Source organism: Streptomyces sp. NPDC020983 (assembly GCF_044333485.1).
Classification (GTDB): domain Bacteria; phylum Actinomycetota; class Actinomycetes; order Streptomycetales; family Streptomycetaceae; genus Actinacidiphila.
Genome location: NZ_JBIRRA010000004.1, coordinates 251,633 through 265,483, shown reverse-complemented (window position 1 = coordinate 265,483; position 13,851 = coordinate 251,633). Strand labels below are relative to the sequence as shown.

Below are 13,851 nucleotides of genomic sequence, written 5' to 3'. Positions count from 1 at the left end.
CCCCGCGCATCCCTTGACGCTCCGCCGACAGCGGGCCTACCGTGACGTTCGCCGATAGGAAAGTTTACTAACAGTGAACTGAGGGAGGATGGCGCGCATGGCTGGCACCCCTGGCACCCCGCGCGTGTTGCGCGCCATGAACGACCGCGCCGCACTCGACCTCCTGCTGGAGCACGGCACCCTCTCCCGCACCCGGATCGGCAAGCTCACCGGTCTGTCCAAGCCGACCGCCTCGCAGCTGCTGGCCCGCCTCGAAGCGGCCGGACTGGTCCTCGCCACCGGCACCACCGCGGGCCACCCCGGACCGAACGCCCAGCTCTACTCGGTCAACCCCGCCGCCGCGTACGTCGCGGGCCTGGACGTGACGACCGAGCGCATCCGGGCCGCCGTCGCCGACATCACCGGCCGCACCGTCGGCTCCTTCCGGCTGCCCACCCCGCGCCGCCGCTCCGGCAGCGCCGTGGAGCAGGTCGTCACGGCGCTGGACGGCGCCGTGAAGGCCGCCGGGCTCGGCCGCCCCGACGTGCACCGCGCCGTCATCGGCACCCCCGGCGCCTTCGACCCCAGCACCGGGCGGCTGCGCTACGCCAGCCACCTGCCCGGCTGGCACTCCCCCACTCTGCTGGACGAGCTGGCCGCGGCCCTGCCGATGCCGCTCGACTACGACAACGACGTGAACCTCGCCGCGGTCGCCGAGCAGCGGATCGGCGCCGCACGCGGCCACGACGACTTCGTCCTGCTGTGGAACGAGGAGGGCATCGGCGCCGCCCTCATGATCAACGGCCGGCTGCACCGCGGCTGGACGGGGGGTGCCGGCGAGGTCGGCTTCCTGCCCGTGCCCGGCACCCCGCTGGTCCGCAACGTCACCCGGGCCAACAACGGCGGCTTCCAGGAGCTGGCCGGCTGCAACGCCGTGCTGCGCAACGCCCGCGAGCTGGGCCTGGAGGTCCCCGAGGGCCCCCTCGCGGACGCCGCCACGGAGGTGCTCCGCGGGGCGGCGGCCCGGCACGAGGAGAGCGGGCGGGACGCCGGCGGCCCGTACGCCGAGTTGCTGGCGCGCTGCGCCACCGGGATGGCCGTGGGCCTGGCCTCGCTGGTGGCCGTCGTCGACCCGGAGCTGATCGTGCTGGCCGGCGGCGTCGCCGTCGCGGGCGGCGAGCCGCTGCGCGCCCTCATCCAGTCCGAGCTGGCCGAACTCGCGGTGCCCCGGCCCCGGCTGGTGCTGGGCACCGTGGAGCTGCACCCCGTCCTGACCGGCGCGCTGGAAAGCGCCCTCGCCACGACCCGCGACGAGGTGTTCGACACCTCCCGCTGACCGACCCGTACGCCCCCGCGGCCCCCCTGACGATCCCGCACCACCCGTAACGGAACGGCACCCCCGCCGTCCCGGCGGCACCGCACACCCTCGACCGGCCCGCCCGGCCGCGTATCCCGGAGGTAGAGAGCAGTGTCCCGTATCCGCAAGGCCGCGGCCGCCGTCGCGGCGATCGCCGCGACGGCCCTGCTCGCGAGCGCGTGCACCGGCCAGAGCACCACCTCGGCCGACGACGACGCCACCAAGGACGTCACGATCACCTTCTGGCACGGCTGGACGGCGCCGAGCGAGCTCAAGGCGATCAACGACAACGTCGCCCGCTTCGAGAAGGCGCACCCCAACATCCACGTCAGGGTGCAGGGCAACATCACCGACGACAAGATCAACCAGGCGCTGCGGGCCGGCGGCGGCAAGGCCCCGGACGTCGTCTCGTCCTTCACCACGGACAACGTCGGGCAGTTCTGCTCCTCGGGCACCTTCGCCGACCTCGCGCCCTTCCTGAAGAGGTCGGCGATCGACCCGGAGGCGACCTTCCCCGAAGCGATGCTGGAATACACCCGGTTCCAGGGAAAGCGCTGCACCCTGCCGCTGCTCGGCGACGCCTACGGGCTGTACTACAACACCAGGGAATTCGCCGCTGCCGGCATCACCGCGCCGCCGAAGACCCTCAGCGAGTTCAAGGCCGACGCCGTCAAGCTCACCAAGCCCGCCGGCGACGGCTACACGCAGCTCGGCTTCATGCCGGACTTCCACGGCTACGAGTCGACCCCCGGCCACTTCGCCGCGCAGTGGGGCGTGCGGTACTTCGACGCGGACGGCAGGTCGCAGGTCTCCGAGGATCCGGGCTTCGCTGCGATGTTCACCTGGCAGCAGGACATGGTCAGGGCGCTCGGCGGCTTCGGCAGGCTGGAGAAGTACCGTTCCGGCTTCGGCGACGAGTTCGGCCCCAAGAACCCGCTGCACACCGGCCAGGTCGCGATGGGCATCGACGGCGAGTGGCGGCTCGGCATGGCCCGGGACGCCGGCATGAAGGACCTCGCGGTCGCCCCCTTCCCGGTGCCCGACGACCAGGCCGGCACGTACGGCAAGGGCTACCTGAGCGGCACCGTCATCGGCATCGCCGGCACCAGCGCGAAGAAGAACGCCGCGTGGGAGCTGGTGAAGTTCATGGCCACCGACACCGACGCCGTCGTCTCCTTCGCCAACGCCATCCACAACGTGCCGTCCACGTTCGCCGCGCTCAAGTCGCCGAAGCTGACCCAGGACCCGGGCTTCAGGACCTTCCTCGACATCGCGCAGAACCCGCACAGCACCACCACCCCGCCGAGCGTCAACGGCGGCGCCTACCAGGTGACGCTGCAGGACTTCGGCTACTCCTACGAGTCGGGCAGGTCCAAGGACCTCGCCGCCGGCCTGAAGGGCGTCGACACCCAGGTCGACAAGGACATCGCGCAGGCCCGCTGATGAGCGCCGCCGTCCACCCCCTGCTGAGGGCCAGGCGCCGCAAGGCGGCACTGCGCAACCTCGCCTTCCTGTCCCCGTGGATCATCGGCTTCGGCGTCTTCTTCGCCTACCCGCTGGTCTCCACCGTCTACTTCTCGTTCATGCACTACAACGGCGTCAACCCGCCGACCTGGAGCGGTACGAGGAACTGGACGTACGTCTTCCGCGACTACCCCTTCTTCTGGCCGGCGCTGCGCAACACGCTGTGGCTGGTGCTGGTCACGGTGACGCTGCGGGTCGTCTTCGGCCTCGGCGTCGGCCTGCTGATCACCAGGATCAGGACCGGCGCGGGCTTCTTCCGCACCGCCTTCTACCTGCCCTACCTGGCCCCGCCGGTCGCCGCGACCATGGCCTTCGTCTTCCTCCTCAACCCCGGTACGGGACCGGTCAACCACGTCCTCGGTGGTCTCGGCATCCCGGCACCGGGCTGGTTCACCGACCCGCACTGGTCCAAGCCGGCGCTGACGATCCTCGCGCTGTGGGGCATCGGCGACCTCATGGTCATCTTCATGGCCGCGCTGCTCGACGTGCCCAGGGAGCAGTACGAGGCCGCCGAGCTCGACGGCGCGGGCGCGTGGGCGCGCTTCCGCTGGGTGACGCTGCCGAACATCTCGCCGATCGTGACGTTCGCGGTGGTCACCGGGGTCATCCAGACCATGCAGTACTACACGCAGCCGCTGGTGGCGGGGAAGGTTGCGTCCGGCATCATCGGCAACTCGGGCCAGCAGTTCGAGCCCGGCTACCCGGACAGGTCGACGCTGACGCTGCCGCAGCTGGTCTACGAGCGCGGTTTCCAGCGCTTCGACTACGGCTCCGCGTGCGTCGTCGCGCTCGTCCTCTTCGTGCTCTCGATGGCCTTCACCGCGCTGCTGATGCGGCGCCGCAACGGATTCCTGACGGCACATGAGGACTGACGGCCGGGCGGCCGCGGGAGCCGCCCGGGGCAGGAGGCCGTCCGCGCGGGGCGCGGGAAGGCAAGCCGACCGGAAAAGGGGACCGTTGACCCACACACCGCTCACCGCTCCCGCCCCGCGGGCCCCGAGCCGCCCGGCGGACGCGCGGGCCCGGCGCGCCGCGCGCCGCAGGGCCCGGCTCCACTGGATCGCGGTGCACGCCCTCGGCATCGCCGCCGCCGCGTTCTTCGTGCTGCCCTTCGTCTTCGTCTTCCTCACCGCGGTGATGACGGACAACCAGGCCCTCACCCGGGACCTGTGGCCGCACACCTGGCAGTGGTCCAACTTCGGCACCGTGTGGCACACACCGGGCTTCCTGACCTGGTGGCGCAACACCCTGGTCTACGCGGTCGCGGGCACCGCCCTGACGGTGGCGTCGTCGCTGCCGGTGGCGTACGCGCTCGCCAAGTTCCGCTTCCGCGGGCGCAACCTCGTGACGGTGCTGGTCATCTCCACGATGATGCTGCCGCCGCAGGTGGTCGTCATACCGATGTACCTGTTCTGGACCAGGCAGCTGGGCCTGGACGGAACCCTGTGGCCGCTCGTCATCCCGACGGCCTTCGGTGACGCCTTCACCATCTTCCTGCTGCGGCAGTTCCTGCTGACCGTCCCGAGGGAGTACACCGAGGCCGCCCGGGTCGACGGCTGCGGCGAGCTGCGCACCCTGGTCCGGGTGGTCGTCCCGATGATCCGGCCGGCCATCGCCGCCGTCGCGCTCTTCCAGTTCTTCTCCTGCTGGAACGACTACTTCGGCCCGCAGATCTACGCCAGCTCCAACCCGGGCGCCTGGACGCTCAGCTACGGGCTGGAGTCCTTCAAGGGGGCGCACCACACCAACTGGAACCTGACCATGGCCGCGACCGTTCTGGTGATGGCGCCGGTGATCGTGGTCTTCTTCTTCGCGCAAAAGGCCTTCATCGAAGGCGTGACCCTGACGGGAGTCAAGGGATGAAACTGGCAGTCGTGGGTGGCGGGTCCACCTACACCCCCGAGCTGGTCGACGGGTTCGCGCGGCTGCGCGACACCCTGCCCGTCGAGGAGCTGGCGCTGATCGACCCGGACGCACACCGCCTGGACCTGGTCGGCGGACTGGCCCGGCGGATCTTCGCCAAGCAGGGCCACCCGGGCCGGATCGTCACCACCTCCGACCTCGCGGAGGGCGTCGAGGGCGCCGACGCGGTGCTGCTCCAGCTGCGGGTCGGCGGTCAGGCCGCGCGCAACCAGGACGAGACGTGGCCGCTGGAGTGCGGCTGCGTCGGCCAGGAGACGACCGGCGCGGGCGGCCTCGCCAAGGCCATGCGCACGGTGCCGGTGGTGCTGGACATCGTCGAACAGGTACGCCGCCTCGCGCCGGACGCGTGGATCATCGACTTCACCAACCCGGTCGGCATCGTCACCCGGGCGCTGCTGCAGGCCGGCCACCGCGCCGTCGGGCTGTGCAACGTGGCCATCGGCTTCCAGCGCCGCTTCGCCGCCCGGCTGGGCGTCGCCCCCGAGCAGGTGCACCTGGACCACGTCGGCCTCAACCACCTCACGTGGGAGCGCGCGGTGCGCATCGGCGGCCCGGGCGGCGAGGACGTGCTGCCGAAGCTGCTGTCCGAGCACGGCGACGGCATCGCCGCCGACCTCCACCTGCCGCGCCCGGTGCTGGACCGGCTCGGCGTCGTCCCGTCGTACTACCTGCGCTACTACTACGCGCACGACGAGGTGGTGCGCGAGCTGCAGACCTCGCCGTCGCGGGCCTCCCAGGTGGCCGCGATGGAGAAGGAGCTGCTGGAGATGTACGGCGACCCGGCGCTGGACGAGAAGCCCGCGCTGCTCGCCAGGCGCGGCGGCGCCTTCTACTCGGAGGCCGCGGTGGCGCTCGCCGCCTCCCTGCTGCGGCCGGCCGGGCAGGACACCGCGGGGGACGTGCAGGTCGTCAACACGTACAACAACGGCACCCTGCCCTTCCTCGCCGACGACGCCGTCATCGAGGTCCCCGCCACGGTGGGCCCGCAGGGCGCGCGGCCGCTGCCGGTGCGGCCGCTGGAGCCGCTCTTCGCCGGGCTGGTCGCCCACGTGACGGCGTACGAGGACCTGGCCCTCGACGCCGCCCTGCGCGGCGGCCGGGACCGCGTCCTCACCGCGCTGCTCGCCCATCCCCTCGTCGGGCAGTACGACCTGGCCGAGCAGCTGACCGACCGTCTCGTCGCGCACAACCGGGAGCACCTCGCGTGGGCCTGACCCTGCGGCCGCCGCTCGTCCCCGGCGGGGTCCTCGCCGTCGACGCGGGCAACAGCAAGACCGACGTGGCGCTCGTCGCCGCCGACGGGCGGGTGCTCGGATCCGCCCGCGGCGGCGGCTTCCAGCCCCCCGTGGTCGGCGTCGGGCCCGCCGTGGACGAGCTGGCCGCGATCGTGCGGCGGGCGGCGGCCGACGCCGGGCTCGCCCCCGGACCGGACGGGGACGGCGGCGGGCGGCCGCTCGCCGCCCACACCTCGGCATGCCTGGCCAACGCCGACCTGCCGGTCGAGGAGCGGCAGCTGGAGGCGGCCGTGCACGCGCGCGGCTGGGCACTGACCACGCGGGTGGCCAACGACACCTTCGCGATCCTGCGGGCCGGCGTCGACGAGCCGCGCGGGGTCGCGGTGGTGTGCGGTGCGGGCATCAACTGCGTCGGCATGCTGCCGGACGGACGCACCGCGCGCTTCCCCGCCCTCGGCAAGATGTCCGGTGACTGGGGCGGCGGTTCGGGCCTCGCCGACGAGGCGCTGTGGTACGCCGCACGCGCCGAGGACGGCCGCGGGGAGCCCACCGCGCTGGCCCGTACGCTGCCCGCGCACTTCGGGCTCTCCTCGATGTACGCGCTCATCGAGGCGCTGCACCTGGGCACCCTGGAGCCCGGGCGCAAGCACGAGCTGACACCCGTGCTCTTCGCGACCTCCGACGCGGGCGACCCGGTGGCCCGCTCCATCCTCGCCCGGCAGGCCGACGAGATCACCGCGCTCGCGGTGGTGGCCCTCGGCCGCCTGGGGCTGCTCGACGAGGAGGCCGAAGTGGTACTGGGCGGCGGCGTGATGAGCGCGCGCAACCCGTACCTGATGGACACCCTCACCGAGCGGCTCGGCGCGCGCGCCCCCAAGGCGCGCACCCGGGTGGTGACCGCGCCGCCCGTCCTGGGCGCCGCCCTGCTCGGCCTGGACCAGCTGGCCGCGCCCCCCGGGGCGCACGCCGCGCTGCGCGCCCACTACGCCTGACCCGCGCCCCCTCCCGTACGGCCGCCCCCCGCCGTACGGGAGCCGGAGGCGGCCGCGCCGGGCGGTCCCGCCGAAGCGGGAACCGAACCCGGACGGGGCGCGTGTGATCGGTCGGGGGCGGGTAGTGACCGGGCAAGATCACAGGGCCGCTGGAGCTCTTCGGGCGACTGCGGCCATACTGGGCGCCTACAGCACAGACGGGCCGTCACGCGGCACGCCGGAATCGGGGGAGGGTACGTGACGCACACGCCGACGGGCCGTCAGATTCCCGACGTGCGCACGGGCGCCCAGGTGCCCGCGCCGCGCGGCGGCAACGCGCCCGCGGCGCCCTCCGCCGTCCCCGCCGGGCGGCCCGGCTGGGCGGAGTTCACCGCCCGGGCCAGGGCCGCCGCCACGACCGAGCCGGGCCGGCTGCGCATCATCGGCGCCGCGCTCGCGGTGCTGGTCGTCGCCTTCGGTGCGACGACGGCCTGGCAGGTCGACGACCGCGCCAAGGCCGCCGACAACGTCGTCACGCACAGCGCGCCGCTGAGCGCCACCGCCGCCGAGATCTACCGCTCGCTCGCCGACGCCGACGCCACCGTGACCGCAGGATTCCTCGTCAGCGGCCCGCAGCCGAAGGACGTGGCCACGCGGTACCAGGAGGACATCGACACCGCCTCCCAGCTCATCACCGCGGCCGCGGCCAACAGCCGGCAGTCCCCCGAGGCCCAGGCGCAGATCACGAAGCTCAACGAGCAGCTGCCCACCTACACCTCGCTGGTGGCGACCGCGCTGGCCGACAACCGGCTGGGCCTGCCGATCGGCGGCGCGTACCTGCGGTACGCCAACCAGCAGATGCGCCGGCAGGGCGGCCTGCTCGACGCCGCCGACCGCCTCTACACGATCGAGAACGCCCGCCTCGCGCACGACTACACGCAGGCCAAGGCGCTGCCCTACGCGTCCTGGGCACTCGGCGTGGTGGCGCTCGGCGCGCTGGCCTGGGCGCAGCGCCGCCACTACCGGCGCACCAACCGGGTGTTCAACCAGGGCATGCTGGCGGCGACGGCCGCCGGCGCGGTGCTGCTGCTGTGGCTGGCGGCCGGGCACACGGTCGCCCGCACCGAGCTGGCGAAGTCCTCGGCGCACGGCGCACGTTCCGTCCAGGTGCTCAACAATGCCCGGATCCTGGTGCTCCGGGCCCGCGGCGACGAGAACCTGACCCTGGTGGCGCGAGGTTCCGGTGACGCGTACGAGAGCAGCTACGGCGCCGACATGACCGACCTCATGGACGGCGTCCCCGCCGAGCGCCGGGCCGCCGAGCTGACGCAGGCACTGCGGCTCGCCAACGACGCGGAGGGGCGCGGCTTCGTCACCGACGCGATCACCGACGTCAGGAAGTGGCGCTCGCTGCACGTCACGGAGCGCAAGAAGGACGACAACGGCGACTACGCCACGGCCGTCGCCGACGTCCTCGGCAAGGACGCCGGGGGCAAGGACGTCTCACCGTCGACGGCCGACCACTTCGCCGCCGCCGACAAGGCGCTGGGCCGGGCCGTCGCCCACGAGCAGGCGGAGTTCCACGAGGCCGCCACCAGCGGGCGCGACGCCCTGACGCTGCTGCCGGCCGGCGCCGGCGTACTCGCCGTCCTGGGTGCGCTGGGCGCGCTGCTCGGCATCGGCCGCCGGCTGTCGGAGTACCGGTGAGGGGGCCGGGAATGCGGCGGGGTGGCGGATGCGAAGGACGGGAGGAACAGCGGTGAGGTCGACGGTGCGAGCACATCGGCACGGCTGGGGCGGGGTCGTGGGCATGGCGCTGGCGTGCACCCTCGCCGTCGCGGGCACGCTGATCCCGCTGCGGGACGACGCGTCGCCCGTCCAGGCCCGAAGCTCCGGCCCGGTGGTCCGGGCGGACTACGCGGCCGCGTCGGACTGCACCGGCCCGGTCCCCAGCCTGAACCCCGCCGGCGGCAGCCTCGACGGCCCCGCGGTGGAGGCGATCAAGAAGCGCGGCAGGCTGCGGGTCGGCGTCGACCAGAACAGCTACCTGTGGGGCTTCCGCGACCCCGCCACCGGCCAGTTCGCCGGCTTCGACATCGCCATCGTCAAGGCCGTCGCCAAGGACATCCTCGGCAACGAGAACGCGGTCCAGTACATGACCGTGCCCACGGCCAAGCGCATCGAGAAGATCCAGAACGGCGACGTCGACATGGTCGTCCGCACCATGACGATCAGCTGCTCGCGGGCCGAGCAGGTGGCCTTCTCCGCGCCCTACTTCTCCGCCGGCCAGCAGATACTCAGCGCCGACCCGGCGATCACCGGCTACAACGACTCGCTGCACGGCAAAACGGTCTGCACCGCGACCGGCTCCACCGGCGAGGACGTGCTCTACGGGAGGATGGCCACCTCCCCCGCCTCGCTGGCGGGGCCGGACCCGAAGCACGGCGCCCACGTGGTCAGCGTCGCCAACCAGCTGGACTGCCTGGTGCTGCTCCAGCTGCACAAGGCCGACGCGGTCTTCACCGACAACGCGCTCGCCGCGGGCCAGGCCGCGCAGGACCCCAGCGTGGACCTCAAGGGCGGCTCCGTCACCGTCGAGCCGTACGGTGTGGCCATGAAGCTGGGCGACGACGACCTGGTGCGGCGGGTCAACAAGGTGCTCGCCGCCTACATCGCGGACGGCCGCTGGGCCGCCGCGTACCACAGGTGGCTGGCGGACGAACTGCCGGACATGAAGCCGCCGGCGCCGCTGTACCGGTAGACCGGGGCAGCCGGAAAGGAAGGACAGGATGGCGGTCGCGGGACGTTCCGGACCGGTCATGGCACGGGAGGACGTCGACCGCGCGCTCGCGCGGCTGGCCGCCGAGCACGAGGCCGTCGAGTCCTCGCTGCTGTCGCTCCAGGACCACTCGGGCCGCAGGCTGCTGGAGGGCGCCGAGCTGACCGGCGTCACCAAGGAGCGCTGGGCTGCCACGGACGCGGCGATCACCGCGCTCTGGGCGCACTTCGACGCGTACACCCACGCGCTGACGACCGCCCGCGCGCTGCGCGCCCGGCGCCGCTGGCCGACCCAGACCGAACTGCGCGAGCTGACCGACCTGCTGAGCGGCGACGGGGTGACCGTGACGGGCGCCGAGCTGCCCGACCACGCGCGCTCCCTCACCGGGCCGGCCCGGCTCACCGAGCGGCTCAGCCTGGAGGAGGTCGTCGGCCGGATGAACGCCTGGTACGACCAGGCGATGGAGACCGTGGCCGCGGCCGACTCGGTGTGGTCCGCGCTGCCGGCCAGGATCGATTTACTGGCCGCCGAGACCCAGCGGGTGCGCTCGCTGGCCCATTCGGTGGGCGTGCGCCCCGGCGCGCACCCCGCGGGCGACGATCTGGAGGTGCTGGTCGCCGACCTGACCGCGCTGCGCGCGCAGGCGGTGTCCGACCCGCTGTCCTTCTGGTCAGCGACGCCCCCGCCCGGCCGCCCGGACACCACGCGCTACGAGGAGGCCGGCCGGCGGCTCGACGGCATCCGCCGCGAGGTCGAGGCGGTGCTGCACGTCCGGGACGACGCCGAGCACCGGCTCACCCGGCTCCGCGACGTCCTCTCGCGCGCCGACCGCACGCTCACCGAGGCGCGCAGCGCCCGCGTGGAGGTGCTGTCGAAGATCCTCGCCTCCGACGTCCCGGCGGTGAGCGGCCCGGCCTCCGCTCTGCACGAGCAGCTCGCGGCGGCCGCCGACTTCGCCCGCACCGCGCAGTGGCACCGGCTCTCCCCGCTGCTGGACAGCCTGGAGCAGCACGCCGACGACGAGCTGCTGCGGGCCCGCGAGTCGCTGACCGCGGTCACCGCGCCGCTGGCCGTACGCGCGGAGCTGCGCGGCCGGCTGGACGCCTACCGGGCCAAGGTCGCCCGGCTCGGCCTGGCCGAGGATCCGGTGCTCATCGAGCGGTACGACCAGGCCCGGCGCCTGCTGTGGAGCGCGCCGTGCGACCTGGCCGCCGCCGAGCGGACGGTGCGGCGCTACCAGGACGCCGTCGCCGAGGCCGGCGCCCAGCGCCCGCAGGGGCCGCCGCAGGACCGCCGGTGAGCTCGGCCGGGGGCGCCGCGGGAGCGCGCGCGCACCACGTGGCCGGGACGTCGGCGGGAGTTCCCGCGCGGTTCGCAACCGGGGCGTACCGTACGGCCGTCGTAACCGTTACGTACAGGGCGGACGGCGGTGGCGCGGGGGCGCCGGAGCCGGGTCCGGCGCTGCCGGCACACCAGGGGACAAGGCTGAGGGGGAAACAGTGACCACGTGCCAACGGCCGGGCTGCGGCGGGGCCTTGGAGGACGTCGGCGGCGGAGAGCTGTACTGCGACACCTGCGGCCTCGCCCCGGTGGCCGCTCCCGCGGCACCGGTTGCGGGCGCCGGGGGCCCCACGCTGCCGGCGCCCCCGGCGCACGCTCCGGGCGCGGACTCCGGGCGCACCTCCGGCTCCACCTCCTCGCGCTCCTCGAAATCCTCCTCGCGCGCCTCCCGCCGCTCGGTGTCCGGGCGGCTGTCGCAGACCCTGGCCGGTGCGGCGACGGGCCGCTCGGTGTCGGTGCGCAGCAGCCGCTCCGGCCCCTCCGGACCGACGCGCGGCAAGCTCGGCGCGGGCCTGGTCGCGGTGCCGCCCGTACCGCGGCCGGACCCGGCGGCGGCCGTGCTGGAGAACCCCGAGGTGCCCGAGCGCAAGCGCTTCTGCTCCAAGGGCGACTGCGGCGCGCCGGTGGGCCGCAGCCGCGGCGACCGCCCGGGCCGTACCGAGGGCTACTGCACCAAGTGCGGGCACCCGTACTCCTTCACGCCCAAGCTGCGCCCCGGCGACGTCGTGCACGGGCAGTACCACGTGGTGGGCTGCCTGGCGCACGGCGGCCTGGGCTGGATCTACCTCGCCGTGGACCGGGCGGTGTCGGACCGCTGGGTGGTGCTCAAGGGCCTGCTGGACACCGGCGACGAGGACGCGCTCGCCGCCGCGGTGTCGGAGCGGCGCTTCCTGGCCGAGATCGAGCACCCGAACATCGTCCGCATCTACAACTTCGTCGAGCACCTGGACCAGCGCACCGGCACCCTCGACGGCTACATAGTGATGGCGTACGTGGGCGGCAAGTCGCTCAAGGAGATCGCGAACGAGCGCCGCACACCCGACGGCCGGCGCGAGCCGCTGCCGGTCACGCAGGCGATCGCGTTCGCCATCGAGGCGCTGGAGGCGCTGGGCCACCTGCACAGCCGCAACCTGCTCTACTGCGACTTCAAGGTCGACAACGCCATCCAGACCGAGGACCGGCTCGAACTCATCGACATGGGCGCGGTGCGCCGGATGGACGACACCGAGTCGGCCATCTACGGCACGGTCGGCTACCAGGCGCCCGAGGTCGGCGAGGTCGGCCCGTCGATCGCCTCCGACCTCTACACGGTCGCCCGCACCCTCGCGGTGCTGACCTTCGACTTCCAGGGCTACACCAACGTCTTCGTCGACAGCCTGCCCGACCCGGCCCACATCGAGGTCTTCTCCCGCTACGAGTCCTTCTACCGGCTGCTGGTGCGGGCCACCGACCCCGACCCGGACAAGCGCTTCGCGACCGCCGAGGAGATGTCCGAGCAACTGCTCGGCGTGCTGCGGGAGATCGTCGCGCTGGAGAGCGGGGTGCAGCGGCCGGCGCTCTCCACGCTCTTCGGGCCCGAACTGCGGGTCGTCGACACCGAGCTGGTGCGGCCCGTCACCGGCGACACGTCGGCGCTGGGCGCCGACCGGGCGCTGGAGAAGGCGTCCAGACGCAGGGACGGGGCGGCGCGGTCCGGCGCCGCCGCGGCACCCGCGGCGCCGCCGGCGGTGGCGATCGCGCCGCAGAACCCGGCGTGGACGGCGGTTCCCCTCCCGGTCGTGGCCCGGCTGGACACCACCGCGGCCGTACTGGCGCTGCCCGTGCCGCTCGTCGACCCGGGCGACCCCAACGCGGGCTTCCTCGCGGGCCTTTCGGCCGCCGCGCCCGCCGAGCTGGTCGCCGCGCTCCAGTCGGCGCCCGTCGACTCGGTCGAGCGGAGGCTGCGCGAGGTCCGGGCGCGGCTGGAGCTGGACGACGCACGCGGCGCCCGGCAGGTGCTGGCCACCCTCGCCGACCCGGACGACAACGCCGACTGGCGCGTGGTGTGGCACCGCGGCCTGACCGCGCTGTGCACCAGCGACCAGGAGACGGCCGCGCTGAGCTTCGACGCGGTGTACGACGCCTTCCCCGGCGAGTCCGCGCCCAAGCTCGCGCTCGGCGTGTGCGCGGAGGTGCTGCGCCAGCTGGACAACGCCGCCGAGTACTACCGCCTGGTGTGGACGACCGACCACGCGTACGTCAGCGCCGCCTTCGGCCTGGCGCGGGTGCTGCTCGCCTCCGGCGACCGGGCGGGAGCGGTGGCCGCACTCGAATCCGTGCCCGAGGCGTCCATCCACTACACGGCGGCACGGGTCGCGGCGGTACGGGCACGCTTGCGCGACCGTTCCCCCAGCGAACCGCTGCTGCCGGACCTGTACGCGGCAGGACTGCAGGTCGAGGCGCTGCAACGGCAGGGCCTCGACTCCGACCGGCGCGAGCAGCTGACCACCGAGGTGCTCGGCAGCGCGCTGGACTGGGTGCTGGCCGGCCGTGTCGGCGACCACCCGGGGGCGCCCGCGGGCGTACCGTCGTCGGTGTCCGGCTCCGCAGGGCTGCTGGGCGCCGAACTGACCGAGCGGGGGCTGCGGTTCGGCCTTGAGCGCTCGTACCGGGTCCTTGCCAGGCTCGCCCGGCAGGGCAGTACGAGGATCGAACTGGTGGAGCGGGCCAACCGTTTCCGCCCCAGGACGTGGGTGTAACCAG

At 73.7% G+C, this 13,851-nt stretch carries 10 protein-coding genes; all 10 read left to right on the top strand.

Annotated elements, in window-relative coordinates:
- Window positions 1-88 precede the first annotated feature (88 nt).
- The 10 genes from ACH4SE_RS10230 (at window position 89) to ACH4SE_RS10185 (ending at window position 13,847) form a co-directional block, all read left to right on the top strand.
- Entirely contained in the window at window positions 89-1,315 is a 1,227-nt protein-coding gene (locus ACH4SE_RS10230) for an ROK family protein (protein ID WP_398542879.1), read from the top strand.
- Between the two features lie 132 nt (window positions 1,316-1,447).
- Entirely contained in the window at window positions 1,448-2,779 is a 1,332-nt protein-coding gene (locus ACH4SE_RS10225) for an ABC transporter substrate-binding protein (RefSeq protein ID WP_398542878.1), read from the top strand.
- The gene (locus tag ACH4SE_RS10220) at window positions 2,779-3,732 is read left to right on the top strand and encodes a carbohydrate ABC transporter permease (protein WP_398542877.1); all 954 of its coding nucleotides are present in this window, start codon (window positions 2,779-2,781) and stop codon (window positions 3,730-3,732) included. The genes ACH4SE_RS10225 and ACH4SE_RS10220 overlap by 1 nt, the downstream gene beginning before the upstream one ends.
- 85 nt (window positions 3,733-3,817) lie before the next feature.
- Window positions 3,818-4,723, top strand: a complete 906-nt coding sequence (locus ACH4SE_RS10215; RefSeq protein ID WP_398542876.1) for a carbohydrate ABC transporter permease — start codon at window positions 3,818-3,820, stop codon at window positions 4,721-4,723.
- On the top strand, window positions 4,720-5,997 hold the full coding sequence (locus tag ACH4SE_RS10210) for a 6-phospho-beta-glucosidase (protein ID WP_398542875.1): 1,278 nt from the start codon (window positions 4,720-4,722) through the stop codon (window positions 5,995-5,997). Before ACH4SE_RS10215 ends, ACH4SE_RS10210 begins: the two co-directional genes overlap by 4 nt.
- Window positions 5,988-7,010, top strand: coding sequence for an N-acetylglucosamine kinase (locus tag ACH4SE_RS10205; RefSeq protein ID WP_398542874.1), 1,023 nt, complete (start codon window positions 5,988-5,990; stop codon window positions 7,008-7,010). Before ACH4SE_RS10210 ends, ACH4SE_RS10205 begins: the two co-directional genes overlap by 10 nt.
- A 237-nt stretch (window positions 7,011-7,247) precedes the next feature.
- Entirely contained in the window at window positions 7,248-8,696 is a 1,449-nt protein-coding gene (locus tag ACH4SE_RS10200) for a hypothetical protein (protein WP_398542873.1), read from the top strand.
- Window positions 8,697-8,748: 52 nt separating this feature from the next.
- Window positions 8,749-9,750, top strand: a complete 1,002-nt coding sequence (locus ACH4SE_RS10195; protein ID WP_398542872.1) for a glutamate ABC transporter substrate-binding protein — start codon at window positions 8,749-8,751, stop codon at window positions 9,748-9,750.
- 28 nt (window positions 9,751-9,778) lie between these two features.
- Window positions 9,779-11,068, top strand: a complete 1,290-nt coding sequence (locus ACH4SE_RS10190) for a hypothetical protein (protein WP_398542871.1) — start codon at window positions 9,779-9,781, stop codon at window positions 11,066-11,068.
- Window positions 11,069-11,267: 199 nt separating this feature from the next.
- Window positions 11,268-13,847: a tetratricopeptide repeat protein gene (locus ACH4SE_RS10185; RefSeq protein WP_398542870.1), complete on the top strand. Its 2,580-nt coding sequence runs from the start codon at window positions 11,268-11,270 to the stop codon at window positions 13,845-13,847.
- Window positions 13,848-13,851: the final 4 nt, after the last annotated feature.